Source organism: Curtobacterium sp. MCBD17_003 (assembly GCF_003234885.2).
Lineage (GTDB): Bacteria > Actinomycetota > Actinomycetes > Actinomycetales > Microbacteriaceae > Curtobacterium.
This window is the reverse complement of record NZ_CP126275.1, coordinates 895,546-914,726: the sequence shown is the minus strand read 5'-3', so window position 1 is coordinate 914,726 and position 19,181 is coordinate 895,546. Positions and strand designations below refer to the sequence as shown.

General features: G+C 72.2%; 18 protein-coding genes. 8 read left to right on the top strand and 10 right to left on the bottom strand.

All coding sequences use genetic code 11. The annotated features are described in order from the left end of the window. Nucleotides 1-10: 10 nt before the first annotated feature. A complete protein-coding gene (locus DEI88_RS04490) occupies nucleotides 11-847 on the bottom strand; it encodes an aldo/keto reductase (RefSeq protein ID WP_111014022.1) in 837 nt (278 codons plus the stop codon). Then, a complete protein-coding gene (locus DEI88_RS04485; RefSeq protein ID WP_111014023.1) occupies nucleotides 847-1,218 on the bottom strand; it encodes an FKBP-type peptidyl-prolyl cis-trans isomerase in 372 nt (123 codons plus the stop codon). The genes DEI88_RS04490 and DEI88_RS04485 overlap by 1 nt, the downstream gene beginning before the upstream one ends. Nucleotides 1,219-1,309: 91 nt before the next feature. Here DEI88_RS04485 and DEI88_RS04480 point away from each other — a divergent pair, with 91 nt between their 5' ends. After that, entirely contained in the window at nucleotides 1,310-2,692 is a 1,383-nt protein-coding gene (locus DEI88_RS04480; RefSeq protein WP_349775210.1) for an MFS transporter, read from the top strand. 10 nt (nucleotides 2,693-2,702) lie between these two features. Next, a complete protein-coding gene (locus DEI88_RS04475) occupies nucleotides 2,703-3,797 on the top strand; it encodes a YihY/virulence factor BrkB family protein (protein WP_146244097.1) in 1,095 nt (364 codons plus the stop codon). Nucleotides 3,798-3,854: 57 nt separating this feature from the next. On the opposite strand, the gene DEI88_RS04470 is transcribed toward DEI88_RS04475, so the two are convergent. Both DEI88_RS04470 and DEI88_RS04465 read right to left on the bottom strand, forming a co-directional pair. Further along, a complete protein-coding gene (locus tag DEI88_RS04470; protein ID WP_111011076.1) occupies nucleotides 3,855-4,070 on the bottom strand; it encodes a hypothetical protein in 216 nt (71 codons plus the stop codon). Further along, nucleotides 4,067-5,323: an inorganic phosphate transporter gene (locus tag DEI88_RS04465; protein WP_111013887.1), complete on the bottom strand. Its 1,257-nt coding sequence runs from the start codon at nucleotides 5,321-5,323 to the stop codon at nucleotides 4,067-4,069. Before DEI88_RS04465 ends, DEI88_RS04470 begins: the two co-directional genes overlap by 4 nt. 188 nt (nucleotides 5,324-5,511) lie before the next feature. Between DEI88_RS04465 and DEI88_RS04460 the strand changes: the two genes are divergently transcribed. Next, nucleotides 5,512-7,200 (top strand): cation:proton antiporter, encoded by a 1,689-nt coding sequence (locus tag DEI88_RS04460; RefSeq protein ID WP_111013888.1) that lies wholly within the window; start codon nucleotides 5,512-5,514, stop codon nucleotides 7,198-7,200. A gap of 234 nt (nucleotides 7,201-7,434) precedes the next feature. Then, on the top strand, nucleotides 7,435-8,742 hold the full coding sequence (locus DEI88_RS04455) for an ABC transporter permease (protein WP_146246083.1): 1,308 nt from the start codon (nucleotides 7,435-7,437) through the stop codon (nucleotides 8,740-8,742). Here the strand turns inward: DEI88_RS04455 and DEI88_RS04450 are convergent. After that, entirely contained in the window at nucleotides 8,708-9,226 is a 519-nt protein-coding gene (locus DEI88_RS04450) for an 8-oxo-dGTP diphosphatase (RefSeq protein ID WP_181434915.1), read from the bottom strand. The genes DEI88_RS04455 and DEI88_RS04450 overlap by 35 nt on opposite strands. A gap of 97 nt (nucleotides 9,227-9,323) precedes the next feature. Between DEI88_RS04450 and DEI88_RS04445 the strand changes: the two genes are divergently transcribed. Continuing rightward, nucleotides 9,324-9,674, top strand: a complete 351-nt coding sequence (locus DEI88_RS04445; protein WP_111037288.1) for a tryptophan synthase subunit alpha — start codon at nucleotides 9,324-9,326, stop codon at nucleotides 9,672-9,674. A gap of 73 nt (nucleotides 9,675-9,747) precedes the next feature. Continuing rightward, nucleotides 9,748-10,638 carry an aminodeoxychorismate lyase gene (locus DEI88_RS04440; protein ID WP_111049606.1) on the top strand — a complete coding sequence of 297 codons (891 nt, stop codon included), beginning with the start codon at nucleotides 9,748-9,750 and terminating at the stop codon, nucleotides 10,636-10,638. Between the two features lie 106 nt (nucleotides 10,639-10,744). Here DEI88_RS04440 and DEI88_RS04435 read toward each other — a convergent pair whose 3' ends face one another. Further along, nucleotides 10,745-11,953, bottom strand: a complete 1,209-nt coding sequence (locus tag DEI88_RS04435) for an amidohydrolase (protein WP_111011070.1) — start codon at nucleotides 11,951-11,953, stop codon at nucleotides 10,745-10,747. 100 nt (nucleotides 11,954-12,053) lie between these two features. Here DEI88_RS04435 and DEI88_RS04430 point away from each other — a divergent pair, with 100 nt between their 5' ends. After that, nucleotides 12,054-14,192 (top strand): S9 family peptidase, encoded by a 2,139-nt coding sequence (locus tag DEI88_RS04430; protein ID WP_111072333.1) that lies wholly within the window; start codon nucleotides 12,054-12,056, stop codon nucleotides 14,190-14,192. 99 nt (nucleotides 14,193-14,291) lie between these two features. Here DEI88_RS04430 and DEI88_RS04425 read toward each other — a convergent pair whose 3' ends face one another. From DEI88_RS04425 to DEI88_RS04415, 3 genes are read right to left on the bottom strand one after another with little or no spacing between them, the layout of a single operon-like run. Next, entirely contained in the window at nucleotides 14,292-15,806 is a 1,515-nt protein-coding gene (locus DEI88_RS04425) for a CYTH domain-containing protein (RefSeq protein ID WP_111072334.1), read from the bottom strand. A 10-nt stretch (nucleotides 15,807-15,816) separates the two neighbouring features. Next, nucleotides 15,817-16,131 (bottom strand): hypothetical protein, encoded by a 315-nt coding sequence (locus DEI88_RS04420; protein WP_111072335.1) that lies wholly within the window; start codon nucleotides 16,129-16,131, stop codon nucleotides 15,817-15,819. Further along, nucleotides 16,128-16,466, bottom strand: coding sequence for a PadR family transcriptional regulator (locus DEI88_RS04415; RefSeq protein ID WP_111011067.1), 339 nt, complete (start codon nucleotides 16,464-16,466; stop codon nucleotides 16,128-16,130). Before DEI88_RS04415 ends, DEI88_RS04420 begins: the two co-directional genes overlap by 4 nt. 125 nt (nucleotides 16,467-16,591) lie before the next feature. On the opposite strand from DEI88_RS04415, the gene DEI88_RS04410 reads away from it, so the two are divergent. Then, nucleotides 16,592-16,864 carry a mycoredoxin gene (locus tag DEI88_RS04410; RefSeq protein WP_111011066.1) on the top strand — a complete coding sequence of 91 codons (273 nt, stop codon included), beginning with the start codon at nucleotides 16,592-16,594 and terminating at the stop codon, nucleotides 16,862-16,864. Between the two features lie 149 nt (nucleotides 16,865-17,013). Here the strand turns inward: DEI88_RS04410 and DEI88_RS04405 are convergent, their stop codons facing one another. Then, nucleotides 17,014-19,143: a DEAD/DEAH box helicase gene (locus DEI88_RS04405; RefSeq protein ID WP_111011065.1), complete on the bottom strand. Its 2,130-nt coding sequence runs from the start codon at nucleotides 19,141-19,143 to the stop codon at nucleotides 17,014-17,016. Nucleotides 19,144-19,181: the final 38 nt, after the last annotated feature.

The window sequence follows — 19,181 nt, the reverse complement described above, 5'->3', positions numbered from 1 at the left end:
CGTCGCGGGCTCACATCTCCTCGTGCGAGTCGGGGTCGCCGCCCCAGAGCCGGCCACGCTCGAGCCCGGAGATCGCCGTCATCTCGTCGTCGGTGAGCTCGAACGCGAACACGTCGATGTTCTCGCGCTGCCGTCCAGGGTCGCCCGACTTCGGCACCGGCACGGCGCCGAGCTGCACGTGCCACCGCAGCACGACCTGCCCCGGGGTGACCCCGTGCGCCGCCGCGGCGTCCGTGACGACGCGTTCGGTCAGGAGCTCGCTCTGCTTGGCGAGCGGGCTCCAGCTCTCGGTCACGATCCCGAGGCGCTCGTGCACCGCGCGGAGGGCGCCCTGGGGGAAGTACGGGTGCAGCTCGACCTGGTTGACCGCGGGGGCCACACCGGTCGCGTCGACGATGCGCTGCAGGTGCTCCTCGGTGAAGTTCGAGACGCCGATGGAGCGGACGACGCCGCTGTCCCGGAGGTCGACGAAGGCCTTCCAGGTGTCGACGAACTTGTCGACGGACGGGTTCGGCCAGTGGATGAGGTACAGGTCGACCGAGTCCAGCCCGAGGTTGCCGAGGGTCTCCTCGATCGATCGGTGGGCCTCGTCGTACCCGTGGTGTCGCCCGGGCAGCTTCGAGGTGACGACGAGGTCCTCACGCGGGAGACCGCACTCGCGCACGGCACGGCCGACGGCGTCCTCGTTGCCGTAGTTGAGCGCCGTGTCGAGGAGCCGGTAGCCCGCGTCGATGCCGGCACGGACCGCCGCCACGCCCTCGTCGCCGTTCAGCCCGTACGTCCCGAGCCCGAGGCGCGGGAAGGCGGTGCCGTCGTTGAGCTCGACGGTGGGGACCGCGGTCGGCATCAGCGCACGCCGAGGAGGTCGATGACGAAGATCAGGGTCTTGCCGGACAGGAAGTGCCCGCCACCGGCCGGCCCGTAGGCGAGCTCCGGCGGCACGACGAGCTTGCGACGGCCGCCGACCTTCATGCCGGGGATGCCCTCTTGCCAGCCGCGGACGAGCGCCGCGAGCGGGAAGTCGATCGGCTCGCCGCGGTTCCAGGAGCTGTCGAACTCCTCGCCGGAGTCGTACTCGACGCCCGCGTAGTGCACCTTGACGGTCGATCCGGGCTGGGCCTCCGCGCCGTCGCCCTCGACGATGTCGGTGATGACGAGCTCGGTGGGGGCGGGGCCCTCCGGGGCGTCGAACTCGGGCTTGCTGTTGAGGTCAGTCATGTCGCCATCCAACACGACGAGGGTGACACCCGCATGGCGGCCGGTCCCACCGGGCGCGTCCGGATGCGGGGGACGGCAGAATGGTCCCACCGTGACTCCACATCCGGCCGACGACGGCCCCCACGATCAGACCCCCACCACTCCGACCCCTCCCGCGTCCGTCGACACCGAGCCGACCCGGCACCGGTCGCTCCTCGCCGACCTCACGCCGCTGCGCCGGTCCCCCGCGTTCGCCCGCCTCTGGGTCGGGAGCTCGGTCGCGGGCATCGGGACCCAGATGACGACCGTGGCCGTCGGCCTCGAGGTGTACGACATCACCCGGTCGACGTTCGCGGTCTCGCTCGTCGGGGTCATCTCGCTCGTGCCGATGATCGCGGCCGGGCTGTACGGCGGCATGCTCGCCGACGCGTTCGACCGCCGCGCCGTCGCCCTCGCGAGCGCGGTCCTCGCCTGGGTGTCCACCGCCCTCATCGCCACGCACGCCTGGCTCGGCCTCGAGAACGTGGCGCTGCTGTACGTGCTCGCGACGGTGAACGCGGTCGCCGGGACGGTGATCGGGGCCTCCCGCTCCGCGATCATCCCGCGGCTCATCGGCACCGACCTGCTGCCGGCCGCCGGAGCGCTCAGCGGCATCGGGACGGGATTCGCCGTCACGGTGGGGCCCGCCGTCGCCGGCGTGCTCGTGGCCGCCGTCGGGTACGCGCCCACCTACACGATCGACGTCGTCCTCTTCAGCTTCGCGTTCACGGGGATCATCACGCTGCCGCGCATGGCGCCGGAGCACGACGCACAGCGCCCGGGGCTCGGGTCGCTCGTCGAGGGTGCACGGTTCCTCCGGCGCTCCCCGACGATCACGATGACGTTCGTGCTCGACATCATCGCGATGACGTTCGGCCAACCCCGCGTCCTGTTCCCCGCGATCGGGGCGCTCGTCATCGGCGGCGGCTCGATCACGGTCGGCGTGCTCACGGCCGCGTACGCCGTGGGGGCACTCGTGTCGAGCGTGTTCTCCGGCCCGCTCGGACACGTCCGACGCCAGGGTGAGGCGGTGGGTTGGGCGATCACGGTCTACGGGGCCTCCATCGCCGTGTTCGGCATCGTGATCGCGGCCGCCCACGCGCTCGGCGGCCGCGCCCACGTCGGGTTCGGCATCGGGATCCTGCCGGCGCTCGTGCTCGCGTCCGCGGCGCTCCTGGTGTCCGGTGGCGCGGACAACGTGAGCAGCGTGTTCCGCGGGACGATCCTCCAGGCCGCCGCACCGGACGGCATGCGCGGCCGACTGCAGGGCATCTTCGTCGTCGTGGTGACCGGCGGTCCCCGGATCGGCGACCTGTACGCGGGCCTCGTCGTGGCCGTCGGCATCGCGGTCCCGCCGATCGTCGGCGGCGTCGTGATCATCGGACTCGTGGCGCTCCTGCTGCGCCTCGTTCCCTCGTTCCGGCGGTACGACGCCCTCCGCCCCGCGGACGGCTAGCGTGGGCGGCATGCAGGACGCCGACTCGCGTGCCCTCAAGCGCACCGGGTTCCGGGCGGTCGTCCGGCGGACGACCCACCAGGTCATCCGGCACCGGGTCGTCGACGCCGCTGCCTCGCTCACGTTCTTCGCCACGCTGACGGCGTTCCCCACGGCCCTGACCGTCGTGTCGGCCGTGTCGATCCTCGACCGCTCCGGTGACACGATCACCGACATCATCCAGATCCTCGGCGCCATCATCCGCCCGGAGACCGCGCGACACCTCGAGACGCCGCTCCGGCAGCTCACCGCGCTCGACAGCCCGGAGCTCGCGTTGGCCATCGGCCTCCTCCTGACCCTGTGGTCGCTGTCCGGGTACGCGACCGCGTTCGGCCGCGCGATGAACACGGCCTACGAGGTCGAGGAGGGGCGACGGATCTGGAAGTTCCGCAGCATGATGCTGCTCGTCACGATGCTCATCATGGTCGGGGGCGCCGTGGCGATCACGATCCTGCTCGGCACCCCGACGGCGGTCGCCACGGTCGTGCACCGGATGGGGTGGCCGGCCTGGCTCGAGGGCCTGTGGGACGTTGGCAAGTGGCCCGTCCTCCTCGCGACCCTCGTCGTCATGGTCGGGGTGCTGTACTACGCGACGCCGAACGTCCGGGCACCACACCTGCGGTGGGTCTCGGCCGGAGCCGGGTTCGCGATCGGCACCTGGGCCCTCGCGACCCTCGGGTTCGTCGTGTACGTCAAGACGATCGGGTCCATCAACCACGCGTACGGCTGGCTCGGTGGAGCGATCCTGCTGCTCGTCTACCTCTACATCTCGAACTTCGTGCTCGTGGTCGGGGGCGAGCTCGACTCGGAGATCATCCGGATGCGGCAGCTGTTCGCCGGCGTCGAGGCGGACGCCACGATCCGCCTCCCCCTCCGGGACGTGCGCCGCAACTTCGCGCTGGCACGGTGGCACGACCACGACGTCGCGACCGCGCGGCAGGTGCGCCTGGCCGCCGCCGAGCTGCCCGAGCCCGATCCCGAGACCGAACGTGAGGAACAGCGTCTGCGCGACCTCGCGAACCAGGTCCGCGTGCGCGCCGACGAGCGGCCGCTGCCGACGGACTGACGGCCGGGAGGCCCGACCCGCGCCCGCTCCGTCGGTCTCGTGACCGGGCCGACGGGGCTACTGGTGGAACTGCGGGACGATCAGGTACACCCCGTACAGCACCGTGGCCGCGCAGACCGCGAAGCACAGCACCGCCGCCGCACGCGCCGACCGCGCGCGGCCGTCGCGCCCGGTGACCCACAGACGGAGTCCGAGCCCGTACACCGAGGTGACGAAGCACGCGGAGATCAGCGCGACGAGCACGACGAGCAAGAAGCCTCCCCAGTCGATCATCGACGGCCTCCTCTCCGTGCGGCCATCCGGCGCAGGGTCTTCTCGCGGCTCAACGCCACCCGGCGGGCCGCGACCTCCTCCGCACGCTTCCGGCGCTGCAGGTCGCGGCGCTGCTTGCGCGTGAGGACCGAGTTCGCGGCGACGTCGACCTCGATCGCCGCGGCCTGCTCGACCGGGTTCCGCCGCGACCACAGGAACAGCCCGGCGATGATCACGGCCCCGAGCACGGCGTCGACGACGAGCCCGGCCGTGCCGATGCGGGCGATCGCCGACGCCACCGCGCCGACGGCTGCCGAGGCGGGCAACGTGATGAACCACGCGATGACGATCTTGCCCGCCGTCGACCACTGGATCTTCGACCCGCGGCGACCGAGCCCCGCACCGATGATCGATCCCGACGACACCTGCGTCGTCGACAGGGCGAAGCCCACGTGGCTCGACGCGAGGATGGTCGCGGCGGTCGAGGCCTCGGCGGCGAAGCCCTGCGTCGCGCGGATGTCCGTGAGCCCGCTGCCGAGCGTCCGGATGATGCGCCAACCGCCCGTGTACGTGCCGAGCGCGATCGCCATGGCGCAGGCCACGATCACCCAGAGTTCCGGGCCCGACCCGCTGCGCTGGAACCCGCCCGCGATGAGCGTGAGCGTGATGACGCCCATGGTCTTCTGGGCGTCGTTCGTGCCGTGGGCGAGCGACACCATGGACGAGGTGAAGATCTGACCGATGCGGAAGCCGCCGCGTTCGTTCGGCGCGCCCTTGCGCCGCGTGACCGTGTAGGCGATGCGGGTCGCCAGGAACGCGACCACCGATGCGATGACCGGCGAGAGGACGGCCGGGATGATCACCACCGTGAGGAGCGAGGCGTAGTTCACCGAGCCGAATCCCGCGCCGACGATGGCCGCGCCGATGAGACCGCCGAACAGCGCGTGGCTGGACGAGGACGGCAGGCCCCGGAGCCAGGTGATCATGTTCCAGGTCACGGCACCGATGAGCCCCGCGAAGATCATCGCCGGGGTGATCGCGACGCCACCCGGCCCCTCGTTGATGAGGCCGTGCGAGATCGATGTCGCCACCTCGGTGCTGAGGAACGCCCCGACGAGGTTGAGCACCGCCGCGACGGACACCGCGACCGTCGGCTTCATCGCGCCGGTCGCGATCGGGGTCGCCATCGCGTTGGCGGTGTCGTGAAAACCGTTCGTGAAGTCGAAGAAGAGGGCCAACGCGATGACCAGGACGACTATGAGTGTGAGATCCACCGCCGACGAGTCTCCCAGTTCCGGGCACCGCGGGGCAACCTGATGTCCAGCCCCCGTCCACCGGCGTCCACTCTGTGGGCGAGCACCGCCCGTCCTCGTCCGCTGTCGTCGCGCTCAGGGCCCGTCCAGCCCGCACCATGCGGTCTCTGAGAAGATGGACAGGCCGACGACGAGAGGACTCCCGCCCGATGGACATCGCCGAACTGCTCGTGGTCCTCGTGGTGTCCCTCGCGCTCACCGCGTTCGCCCGCGCCAAGGGCCTGCCCGCGCCGCTCCTCGTCACCGCCGCCGCGCTCGCCGCCTCGTTCGTCCCCGGGCTGCCGCACATCGAGATCGACTCCGACGTCATCCTCACCGTGGTGCTGCCGCCGCTGCTGTACTCCGCGGCGCTCGACGTGACGTGGCAGAGCTTCCGGCAGTCGCTCCGGCAGATCCGTCGGCTCGGGATCGTGCTCGTGATCGTGACCGCGATCGTCGTCGGCGCCGTCGCCTACCTGCTCGTACCGGACATGACCCTGCCCGCCGCGATCCTCGTCGGCGCGATCGTCGCCCCGCCCGACGCCGTGTCGGCCGCGGCGATCGGCCGGAAGCTCGGGCTCCCCCGCCGCGTGATGACCGTGCTGTCGGGCGAGAGCCTCATCAACGACGCGGCGTCCCTGACCCTCGTCCGCGTCTTCACGCTCATCATCGCGGGCGAGTCGCTGACCCTGTGGGAGGACGCCGGGATCTTCGCCCTGGCGATCGTCGTGGGACTCGTGGTCGGCGGGGTCCTCGGCGTGCTCGTGCACTGGCTCCGGATGCGGCTGGGCGACCCGGTGATCGCGACCATCATGAGCATCCTGCTCCCGTTCGTGGCCTACATCCTCGCCGAGGAACTCGGCGGCTCAGGTGTGATCGCGGTCGTCACGGCCGGCCTGTACATCGGGTACAACTCGCCGAAGGAGGGCTACGAGACCCGTCTCCAGGAGCGCCCACTGTGGACGAGCGCCGACGTCATCCTCGAGGGCTTCGTGTTCGCGCTCATCGGGCTGCAGCTCAACACGGTCGTGCACGAGACGCTCGCCAGCCACCGCAGCCTGCTCGAGAGCGTCGGGGTGGCCTTCGTGGTGCTCGGCGTCGTCGTGCTCGTCCGTCCCGCGTTCGTGTTCCTGTCGTACTGGCGGCGCCGCGTGAACGGGCGCTGGCTCCGACCGCTCGTCGTGCGCGCGACCCGGGGCAGGCCGCGCCTCCGGTGGCTCCGCGGCGCGGCCGAACCACGGATGACCTGGCAGGAGCTCACGGTGATCTCGTGGACGGGGATGCGCGGTGTGGTCACCCTGGCCGCCGCCGTCGCCGTCGTGTCCTCGCCGACGCACATCCCCGCGCAGGACACCATCTTCCTCATCGCGTTCGTCGTCACCGTGGGGACCCTCCTGCTGCAGGGGCTCACCCTGCCGATCGTCATCCGCCGTCTGCACGTCCACGACCCGGGCGAGCACGAGCGCGACACCGCGGCCGAGCTCCTGTTGTCCCACCGCACGACCGAGGCGGCGATCGACCTGATCCGCGAGCGGCAGGACGTCTGGGCGGAGCGGTACGGACGGGAGGCCGTGGACGCGACCGTGGGCCGGCTGCGGCGGCGCTTGGAGCGACAGGCCGAGGACTTCCAGCACGACGCCGAGGACGAGCGCCTCGACGCCCGCGAGGCCCCGTCCCGGCTCACCGCCGCCGAGGTCCAGGCGGTCCGGCGCGAGCTCCTCGCCCGCCGGCGCGAGGTCGTGCTCCGCGAGCGCGAGCACGGCGCCCTGGACGAAGAGGTCATGCGCCGCGTCCTCATCAGCCTGGACGCCGAGGAGCTCGCGATGGACTCGTCCCAGGCGGGCCGCAGCCGGTCCTGACCGCGCGGCCCGCACCTCCCGGCCATGTGGGCTCGAAGCGGCGGCGGCGTACCCTGGAAGCCTTCGTCCGAAGCCCAGAGAGGTGGCCCAGCCCGCGTGAGCACACCGCGCAACAACGACGTCCCGGACCGTGCCGGAGTGCACCGCAGCACACCGACGGCCCGCACCACGAGGCCGGCGACCCGGGGATCGTCGCCGCGTCGGGGTACCCGCATCGCCGGGCGGGGACGGACCGTGACCCGTGCGCCGGAGCCCCAGCACATCAGTCGCTACCGCCGCTGGTACGGAACCCTCCACCCCTCGCTGCAGCTCATCGGCCTGCAGCTCTGGATGCCCCTGTTCTTCATCGTCGGGTTCTGCCTGTGCTACATCGCGGCGTTCCACGCACCCCATCCGCACGACGTCCCGATCGCGCTGGTCGGGTCGGACCCGGCACTCGTCGCGGCCGTGCACAAGGCCCTGCCCGGCGAGTACGTGTTCCACACGGTCGACTCGCTCACCCGCGCGAAGCACGACGTGGTGAGCGGACTCATGGCGGTCGCCTACGACCCGTCGTCGAACACGGTGTTCAAGGCGAGCGCGCACCAGTTCCAGGTGGCGAGCCTCGTCCCCGCGACCCTGTCGTCGGTGATCACGGCCGGTGGGGGTCCGGCACCGACGATCACCGAACTCGCCCCGTTGCCACGCTGGGACGAGTACGGCACCGTCGCCATGTACGTCATGCTCGCGTGGTGCATCGGCGGGTACATGGTGGCCATGTTCATCGGCATCATGGGCGGCCCGCTGCGCCACCGCACGCGCGTCGCGGTCATCGTGGTGGGCGGGATCGTCATCTCCCTCATCACGAACACCTTGGCCGGCCCGGTCGTCGGCGCCATCCACGGACACTTCGCCGCGCTCGTGCTCATCGCCTGGGGCTGGATCGTCGCCATCGGACTGACCGTGAACGGCCTGAGCTACTTCGCCGGGCGGTTCATCGCCGCACCCGCCATGATCTGTTTCGTCTTCCTGTCGATGCCGTCGTCGGGTGGCGCCTACCCGAAGTGGTTCATGCCGGAGCCGTTCGCCTGGCTGAACCACGTCGTGGTGGGCTCGAGCATGGTCGAGATGATCAAGCACACGGTGTACGGGGTCGGACCCTCGTACGAGCGCGGGCTGGTCACGATGGCCTCCTACGCCGTGGCCGGGATCGTGCTCATGGTCGTCGGCAAGATGTGGTGGGAGCACCGCCGCATCCGGATGATCGTCACCGGTCGCACGACGATGTTCGGGGACGCACAGACCGCGAACCGCGATTTCCTGGGCCAGCAGCGCGACGAGGAACTCGCGCGGCACGGACTCCAGTCGACCGAGACGGGCACGCTGAGCACCATCCGCCCCGGCCGAGGCGACGGTGACGACCACCACGACGCGGGGTTCCAGGACGCCCGGATGACGGGCGACGTCTTCACGGGCGGGCTCGAGGGCCTCGAGGGCACCGCCGCACCCCGCACCGGCGCCGTCGCGATCAGTCGACCGCCGCACGGACGCCGGACCCGGTGAACCCGGACACGGTGGCACAGTCCTCGCCGAAGGTGAACCGCGCACGGACGCTCCCACCGCGCAGGACCCCCGGCAGCCAGTAGCGGGCGTCGTCCCACATGGCGTCGTAGGGCACGGCGTCGACGGGGACCCAGCCCGGTTCGAGCTCGTCGCCACCGCGCGGCTCGCCGTCCCACCGCTCGGCGACGAACACGTCCGAGACCTGACTCCACGACGGCCGGAACGGGAACCGGTAGTCGAGCGTCCCCCGCGGCTCGAGGTCCTCGGCACGGACCTCGAGCCCGACCTCCTCCGCGACCTCACGCACCGCGGCCGAGCGGGCGTCCTCGCCGGGCTCGAGCTTGCCGCCGGGGCCGACGAGCCGTCCGACCCCGAGCCCCCGCCGCTTCCGTCCGAGCAGGACCTCGACCCCGGCGGGCCCGGATCGGAGCAGGTAGACGACACACACCCGCGGGTGCTGGTCCTTCGACGCGACGTGCGGCACGCTCCGAGTCTGCCCGAGCACGCCGGGGAGCGCGGCGTCGATGTCCCCGAAGGCGTGGCGTAGGCTCGCTCCATGGCAGCGCAGGTACGGGCACACCGTGGCTGAGTCCCGGAACGCGGGGCGGAGCCTCGAGGTGCTCCGTGCCGAGGCGGCGGAGGAGATCGCCGTCATCGTCGAACACCGCTGTCGCCAGGGTGACGACCCGTGGGAGTTCATGCACCTGATCCCGACGGTCGACGAGCAGGTCGTGCTCATCCTCCGCGCCGAGGCCATCGAGGTCGACTCCCGCATCGAGCACCGTGCCGGCGGACGCACCCAGCACCCGTCGTCGGGGTCGGGTACGGCACACGGCGAGGAGTACCACCGCCTCCGGCGCATCGCGCTCGCGCACCCGGAGCTGTCGAGCGCGGTCTGGAAGCTCATGGGCGCGATCCCCGAGGGCCGCTGACCCGGTCCGACGCATCCGCGGACACCCGCGAACCAGGCCCGGGGGCCGGCAGCGGATGCGCTTGACTGACCGCATGACCGAAACCGTCCTCGCGATCCTGAACCGTCCCTCCCAGCACGCCGAGGCGCACGACCCCGGCGCCGACGCGTTCACCTTCGAGGGTCCGATCGAGCCGCACGTCCAGGTGCTCGACCTCGGCTTGGTCCGCGGTGACGGCGTGTTCGAGACCCTCAACGTCACGGACGGTCGACCGCAGGCACTCGAGGCACACCTCGACCGTCTCGCCCGCTCGGCCGCGATGCTCGACCTGCCCGCACCCGACCTCGACGTCTGGCGCCGCGCGGTCGAGGCCGTCGTCGCGGAGCTCGATCCGGTCCGCGAGGCCTACTGCAAGACCGTGATGTCCCGCGGCGTCGAGGGCGACGGCCGACCGACGGGCTACGTGTACGCGGCCCCGGCCGAGGAGTACACCATGCCCCGCGAGCAGGGCATCGCCGTCGTCACGCTCGACCGCGGGTACCGCCACGACGTCGCCCGCACGAGTCCCTGGCTGCTCCAGGGCGCCAAGACCCTGTCGTACGCCGTGAACATGGCCGCCCTGCGTGAGGCGGCTCGCCGCGGGGCCGACGACGCCCTGTTCGTCTCGACCGACGGCTACGTCCTCGAGGGCCCGCGCTCGACGCTCCTGCTCCGACGCGGCGACGACCTCGTCACGCCCCGGACCGACATCGGCATCCTCGCGGGGACGACGCAGGCGGACGTCTTCACCTTCGCCGAGGACCGCGGGATCGCGACCTCGTACGAGCTCGTGACGCTCGACGACCTCCGTGCCGCCGACGCACTGTGGCTCGTGTCGAGCTCCCGGCTCGCTGCCCCGATCCGTTCCGTCAACGGCGACGTGCGCGACATGGACCTCGAGCTCACCGCCGCGATGAACACGTTCCTGCTCGACCGCACCGCGTAGGCGCCGGACGCCGTGACCCGGCGGACGGCCGGGAGGCCCGAGCCGCGCCCGGCACGGCGGTCGCGATCCGGGCCTCCCGACCGGCGCCACGGCGGGCGGCCGGGAGTCAGAACCGCGGCACGGTCACCCCGCGGTGCGCCTCCGCGTCCCACGTGTAGACCTCGGCGCCGTCGATGAAGACGCGGAGCGCCCGCGAGGTCGCGTCGAGCGGGTCGCCCGACCAGAGCACGAGGTCGGCGTCGTAGCCGGGTGTGATCTGACCCACGCGGTCGCCGAAGCCGAGGAACGTCGCCGGGTTCGTCGTCAGCGCCTCGAGCGCCGTCTGCCGGGGCAGGCCCTCCTTGACCGCCATCGTCGCCTGCAGCACGAGCATGTTGATCGGCACGACGGGCGCGTCCGTCGTGATCGCGACCCGCACCCCGGCCGCCGCGATCTCGGCGAGGTTCGTGATCGCGCGGTCCCGGAGCTCCACCTTCGAGCGACTCGTGAACAGCGGGCCGTACACGACGGGGATGTCCTTCTCGGCGAGGAGACCCGCGAGCTTGTGCCCCTCGGTGCCGTGGTTGACGACGAGCCGGTAACCGAACTCCTCGGACAGGCGGATCGCGGTGGCGATGTCGTCGTGGCGGTGCGTGTGCTGGTCCCAGGCGAGCTCCCCGTCGAGGACGCGCGCGAGCGTCTCCTTGGTGAGGTCGCGTTCGAACGGCTCGCCCTTCCCCGCGGCGGCCGCACGGGCGGTGCGGTAGTGGTCGGCGGCGACGAAGGCCTCGCGGATCACCTTCGCGACCCCGAGGCGGGTCGACGGCGTCTGGTCCTTCGCCCCGTAGACGCGCTTCGGGTTCTCGCCGAGCGCGCTCTTGACGCTGACACTGTCCGAGATGAGCTGCTCGTCGATCGTCCGGCCGCCCCAGCTCTTGATCGCGACGGTCTGGCCACCGATGGGGTTGCCCGAGCCGGGCTTGACCACGATCGCGGTGACGCCGCCGGACAGCGCGTCCCGGAAGCCCTCGTCGTCGATGTCGATCGCGTCGATCGCGCGGACGGCGGCCATGTTCGGGCCGGTCATCTCGTTCGTGTCGTTGCCCGCGACGCCGTTGGCCTCCTCGTGGATGCCGACGTGGCCGTGCGCCTCGACGAAGCCCGGCACGAGCCACGTGCCCGCCGCGTCGACGACCGGTAGCCCCTCGGGCACGGCGACGTCCGGGCCCGCCGCGGTGATGCGTCCGTCCTCGACGACGACCGCGCCGCCGTCGAACTCGTCCCCGACGACGGGGACGACGTGGGCACCGGTGATGACGAAGGATCGTTTGCTCATGCGGACCACGCTACCGACCGGCGGATGCGATCTCGGTCACCAGCACCGGGCCTCCCGGACCGTCCAGGTGCACTGCCGGAGCGCGTCCTAGGCTGGGCCGGTGAGCTCCGACGCGTCCTCGACCACCCCTCCCATCGCCGCGAAGCACCCGGTCACCCGGACCCACCACGGGGTCCGGTTCGTGGACGACTACGAGTGGCTCCGTGACAAGGAGTCCCCGGAGACGCTCGCGTACCTCGAAGCCGAGAACGCGTACACCGACGCGGCGACCGCGCACCTCGCCCCGCTGCGCGACCGGCTGTTCGACGAGATCCGTGCCCGGGTGCAGGAGACCGACCTCAGCGTGCCGGTGCGGATGGGCCGGTTCTGGTACTTCACGCGCACGAGCGAGGGCAGCCAGTACGGCGTCCACTGCCGCGCGCCGATCACCGACGAGGACGACTGGACCCCGCCCGAGGTCGAGGCGGGCGCCGAGGTGCCGGGCGAGCAGGTCGTGCTCGACGGCAACCTGCTCGCCGCGGGGCACGACTTCTTCGCGCTCGGCACGTACGACGTCAGCGACGACGACGAGCGCCTGGTCTACGGCATCGACACGGCCGGCGACGAGCGGTACACGCTGCACGTGCGCGACCTCACGAGCGGTGAGGACCTGCCGGACGTCATCGAGGGCACGGGGGCCGGTGCCGCGTTCGACCCGTCGGGCCGGTACGTGTTCTACCCCACCGTCGACGAGTCGTGGCGTCCGGACACCATCTGGCGGCACGAGGTCGGCGGGACCGGCGAGGACGTCGCCGTGTTCCAGGAGCCCGACGACCGCTACTGGGTCGGCGTCGGCGTCACCCGGTCGTCGCAGTACATCGTGATCGAGCTCGGGTCGAAGATCACGTCCGAGGTCCACCTGCTCGACGCGGCGGACCCGACGGGCGAGTTCCACGTCGTCTGGCCGCGTCGCGAGGGCGTCGAGTACGACGTCGAGCACGCGGTCGTCGGCGGGAGCGACCGGCTGCTCGTCCTGCACAACGACGGCGCCGAGAACTTCGAGCTCGTCGACGTGCCCGCGGACGACCCGACGTCGACGAGCGACCGCCGCGTGGTCATCGCGCACGACCCGGAGCGCCGCATCGAGTCGGTGGACGCGTTCGCCCACCACCTCGCGGTGGAGTACCGGTCCGAGGCGCTCCCCCGCGTCGCGATCGTGCCGATCGAGGGCGACGGGTACGGCGACGCGCACGAGGTCCCGTTCGACGAGGAGCTGTTCTCGGCGGGCTTCGGCGGCAACCCCGAGTGGGACCAGCCCACCCTGCGTCTGACGTTCACGTCGTTCGTGACCCCGTCGACGGTCGGCGACCTCGACCTCGCGTCGGGCGCGATCACGGTGCGGAAGCGCCAGCCGGTGCTCGGCGGCTACCGCTCCGAGGACTACGTGCAGGAACGCCAGTGGGCGACCGCACCGGACGGCACGCGCGTGCCCGTCTCGCTCGTGTGGCGCCGCGACGCGGTGCCGGCCGGGAGGCCCGCTCCCGTCCACCTGTACGGCTACGGCTCCTACGAGCACAGCATCGACCCCGGTTTCAGCGTCATGCGGCTGTCGCTGCTCGACCGCGGCGTCGTGTTCGCGGTCGCGCACGTCCGCGGCGGCGGCGAGATGGGCCGGCACTGGTACGAGCAGGGCAAGACCCTGACCAAGAAGAACACGTTCACCGACTTCGTGGCGGTCGCCGACCACCTGATCGCGACCGGCCGCACCACGCCGGACCGCATCGTCGCCGAAGGCGGCAGCGCCGGCGGGCTGCTCATGGGCGCCGTCGCGAACATCGCACCGGACCGGTTCGCGGGCATCCTGGCGGCGGTCCCGTTCGTCGACGCGCTGACGAGCATCCTCGACCCGGACCTGCCGCTCACGGTGATCGAGTGGGACGAGTGGGGCGATCCCCTGCACGACCCCGAGGTCTACCGGTACATGAGCGAGTACACGCCGTACGAGAACGTCCGCGACGACGTCACCTACCCGCGGATCCTGGCGGTCACGTCGATCAACGACACCCGGGTGCTGTACGTCGAGCCCGCCAAGTGGACGGCGCGCCTGCGCGAGGTCGGTGCGCCGGTGCTGCTCAAGACCGAGATGGCGGCGGGACACGGCGGGGTGAGCGGCCGCTACGACTCCTGGCGCGAGCGGGCCTTCGAGCTGGCGTGGCTGCTCGACGTGCTCGGTCTGGCCGAGGCCGAACCGCGGTCCTGACGGCGCGATCCCCGACCCGCGAGATCGCAGTCGTTGCCGTTCCGGGAGCGTCCTGAGCGGCAACGACTGCGATCTCGCGGGAGAGGGTGACGGGCTGGGTCAGACGCGCGAGAGGGCCTGCACCGCGTCGTCGTAGGACTCCTCGGCACGACGCACGCGGTCGCCCGCGAGCACGCCGTAGCCGAAGGTGTCCTCCCCCGCGCGCGTCGCGATGCCGGCGACGTGTCGGAGCTCCTCGAGCGCGTGCAGGGACTGCGCCCGCTCGGTGAGGACGTCCGCCGCGACGGTGATCCGGCGGCCGAGTGCGTGCGGGAAGGCCTCGTCCCCGAGGACGTCCATCGCGATCCGCATCCGCATCGTGGCCAGCCACGCGCGTTCGGTCGCCTCGCGGTCGCCGGTCTCGTCCGCCGGGTCGTCACCGACCGCGGCGCGCACGAGCTCGCGCACGACGGGCTTCTCGGCGGCCGTGACGTCCTGCGCCACCCGCTTCGGGGTCCGGAGCGCCCAGGCGGTCGGCTCGGGTCGCTCCACGGCGTCGTCGAGCAGGTCGAGCAGGTCGAGGTACTCCGGCGTGTGCAGGAACCGGAGGGTGTCGCGCACCGCCTCGTCGCGACGCTCACGGGTCGCCGCGAGGAGCCGTTCGCGCGCCAGGGTGTCGACGAGTGCGTCCTGCGCCGGCGTCCCGGCCCGGTGGAGGTCGCCGACGAGGTACTCGGCCGACGCCGCACGGCTCACGACGTCGGCGAGCGTCTCCGCGGCGGCCACCGCGCGGTCGGTGAGGTCCGCGTCGGCGAAGGCGGCGCGGTAGGCGCCGAGCACCGCCGCCAGGCCGAGCGACGTGGTGGCCAGTCCGCGGAGGTCGGCGGTGTCGCCGGACCGGAGCCGGGCCTCCCGGCGGGCGAGCGACGAGCGCAGTCGCGCGACGCGCTTGCGGAGGACGCGCGCGGCGGAGCCCTTGGCCGGCTTGTCCGTGGTGCGGAGGCGCGGGGCGTCGACGCCCGCGAGGCCACGGGCGAGCTTCGAGGAGACGGCCGCCGGCTGCGCACCACGCTCGGCGAACCGCGCGTCGAGGCCGTCGAACAGCGTCTGCACCACCTGCTCGTCGACGCCCTCGACCGCCTCGACCTCGACCTCGCGCCACGTCCGCGCGCCGGTCGGCGCGTCGGCGTCGAGCCGGAAGGCGCTGACGTGGTCGTCCGCCAGCTCGGCGACCTGGTCGCCGTCCTCGTCCAGGAGGCGCGTCACGGCCCGTTCCGTCCGGATCCGCACCACGGGGCGCAGCGCCCGCCCCCGGCGCTCGGCGAACAGCGCCGCGAGCACCGCGTCGGGCACGGTGTCGGTGTCCTCGGTGAGCGGGAAGTGCTGTTCGTGCCGGACCGTGTCCGAGGCCGCGCGTTTGATGTGCCAGCCGGCGTCGGGGCCTCCCGTGCGGCGGCGGACCGTCACGTGTGCGGCCACCAGGTCGAAGCGCTCGGTGTCCCAGTACGTGGCATCGAGCTCGAACGGCTCCTGCCGCTCGGTGCGGAGGATCCCGCCGACCCCGATCAGGTCCGGCAACTCGGCCTCCGGGGCCAGGTCGTAGGTGCGTTCGATCTCGAGGTGCGTGTCGCTCACACGTCCTTGTCTACCAGCCCGCCGCCGGTGGCCCGAGCGTCGTCGAGACGGCCTGCGAGGACGGCCGCCGCGATGCTCCCGATCGGTGGACGGCGCGGCGGTGGAACAGCGCCGTGGTGAGCGCCCCGAACGCCAGGCCGGCGCGGGGCAGGTCGAGGTCGGCGGCGTCGCGGAGGTCCGCGTGCCACTGCTCCATGCGGACCGGTCGGTCGTCGGCGGGCGAGAGTGCGACGGCGAGGTCGACGACCGCTCGCGCGAGCGGGTGCGGCGCGGTCGACGCGCCCTCGGCGCCGTGTCGAGCCGCCGACGATCGGGGGCCGATCACGGGGTCACCGTCCGGCCGGGCGCGGTGCGCCGTGACGGTCGCGCGGCGGCGCGTGCCCGGTGCTCGTCGGCGGACGCGACGAGGTCGCGGGCGGCGACCCGGCCCTCCCCCGTGAACGCGTAGCGGCGGCGACGCGGACCGGATCGGTCGGGGTCGTCATCCCATGACCCGGTGATCCAGCCCTGGCGCTCGAGCCGCTCGAGGATCGGGTAGACCGTGCCGGACGGGCGCCCCGTGGTCTTGATGAGCACGAGGCCCCAGAGTGGCTCCTCCTGGGCGAGCAGGGCCTGGAGGACGTCGAGCGTCGGTGCGGTGACGCGCTGGAGTGGTTCCATGGACCGAACCTACCTATGTCGAATAGGTATGTCAACCGGTCCTGCGATCCGGCGGGCCGAGCGGGAGGGCCGGGGCGGCGTCCGGCAGGAATACCCGCGCAGGCACGCCGGTTACCGTCGGCATCATGAGTGACACGATCTCGAAGGACGCGTTCGTCCCCGCCGCCGGCACCGTCACGATGTTCACGACCGGCTGGTGCGGCTACTGCAAGCGACTGAAGACCCAGATGGACCGCGCCGGTGTCACGTACACCGAGGTCAACATCGAGGAGACCCCCGGCACGGCCGAACTCGTGGCCGCGGTGAACGGCGGGAACCAGACCGTCCCGACCCTCGTGTTCCCGGACGGCTCGACGGCGACGAACCCCTCGCTGGCCGAGGTGCAGTCCCGCATCTGAGCACCGCCCTCGTCGGCGGCCGCGCGTGGACGCGGGCGCCGCGGGGACGCGCGACCTGATCCATCCCCACGGGAACGGCCCCGGTGACCAGTGGTCACCGGGGCCGTTCGCGCGCCGGGCGGGTCGACCGCGAGCGGCCGGCGACGGGGTCAGCGCCCCTCGAGCGCGTCCGTGAGCATGGCCGCCATCGCGTCGAGCTGGATGTCGCCCGAGTCGACGAGCTCCTCGTCCGAGCCGTCGAGCGCCCGCGCGGCGAGCCCGGCCTTGCTGTCGATGAGCTCGGCGATCTTCGTGTCGATCGTCTGGGCCGCGATGATCCGCCACGCCGTGACGGGCTCCTCTTGTCCGATGCGGTGCACGCGGTCGATCGCCTGCGTCTGCTCGGCGCTCGTCCACGACAGCTCCGCGAGGACGACGTTCGACGCGACCTGCAGGTTGAGGCCGACGCCGGCCGCGGTGAGCGAGCAGACGATCACCGCCACGTCCGGGTCGTTGACGAAGGCGTCGATCTCGGCCGTGCGCTGCGCCGTCGACTGCTCGCCGCGGACGGTCGCGGTCCGCAGGCCACGGCGCGCGAAGACCTCTTCCGCCTGGTCCATGACGTCGAGGTGCTTGGCGAAGAACACGACCTTGCCGACGTTCGACGCGAGCTGCGCCGCGTAGTCCGCCGCGAGCTGGGCCTTGGCACGACCGATGCGCCGGACCATCGAGAACACGTTCTCGCCGGTCGTCGTGGCGTCCTGGTCCTCGAGCTCCCACCGCGCGACCTGGCGGACGAGCTTGTGGTCGATGCCCTCGACCGGGGCCTGGCCGGTGCGGGCGGCGAGCGCCTGGTGGTAGCGGGCGACGAGCTTCGCGGTCAGCTCGCGCTCGGCGTCGCGGATCGACCGGCCGACCTCGTCGTCGAGTTCGACGGGGATGTCCGCGATCCGGCGCGCGGGGATGTCCGCCGCGACGTCGACCTTGCGGCGTCGGACGATCCCCATCTCGATGACGGCGCGACGGGCCTCCACGAAGAAGCCGGGCTCGGCCGGGGTCAGCCCGATGTCCTCGAGGGCGTTCATGAGTTCGGCGCGGGGCTTCTTGTCGTCGATCCAGCCGAGGAACTGCCAGATCGTCCGGAAGTCCTCGACGCTGTTGATGAGTGGGGTGCCGGTGAGCGCCATGAGGAGCGGCCGGGCCATGCGCTCGCGGATGCGCTCGGCGAGCTGCAGCACGAACCGGGAGCGCTGGGACTCCTTGTTCTTGATGAAGTGCGCCTCATCGACCACCATGCCCCGGAATCCGAGCGCGCCGAGCCAGCCCACGTGGCGGTCGAGGATCTCGTAGTTGACGACGATGACGTCCGCGAAGCCGTCCATGTCCTCGCCGTCCCCGTGCAGCACCGTGACGGATCGGTTCGGCACCCACCGCTGGGCCTCGCGCATCCAGTTCGTCTTGACGACGTTCGGGACCACGACGAGGAGCGGGAACGCGTTCGCGGCGTCCGCGGCGAGGAGCGACTGCGCCGTCTTGCCGAGGCCCGGCTCGTCGGCGAGCAGGAACGTGCGGTGCCCCTGCGCCGCCGACGCGACCAGCTCCGCCTGGTGCTTCATGAGCTCGGCACCCGCGGGGGTCCGGAGGGTCGTGGGCTCCGGGAGCGGCATCGACGCCACACCCCCGCCCGCGCCGTACTCGAACGACTTGAACAGCGGGCCGAACAGCTCCCAGTTCGCGAGGCGCCGCGGGTGCGCGACGGGGGCCTCGGCGAGCGAGAAGTCCGGCGGGAGGAACGGGTTCGCCAGCTGCCGGGCGACGACCTGCTGCGGCACGACGGCCCGCTCCGGGGCCTCGACCGGCGAGGTCGGCTCGGCGGCGATGACGAGCTCCTCGGGCGCGAGCTCCATGCCCGCGGCGATCATCATGTCCCGCTTGACGGTCCGCGTCGACTCGGAGACGGGGGCGTCCTCGGCGAGGAGCTGGATGACGCTCGTGTCGCGGGCCGCGGTCTTGGCGAGGATGGTGGCGACGCCGTCGAGCCGCTTGAGCTGTTCGGCGCGCTGCGCGTCGGTCAGGTCGGCGTCCGCCTTGACGCGGGCGCGCTCCTCGCGCATGAGCTGCGCGACGGCCTGGAACTTCGTGCGGTTCGAGGGGCGGAGCGCCCCACGCTGGGCCGCCGCCTCGACCTCCCGTACGGCCCGGGCGAGCACGGGGATGAGCCCCTCGTTGTCGACGGGTCGCGTGCGACGGGGTGCGGACCGCACGCCGCCGGCCGCTCGCCTGATGCCTGATCGAGCCAACGCTCCTCCTGTCTCCCGATCGACGGGAGTCCCCGACG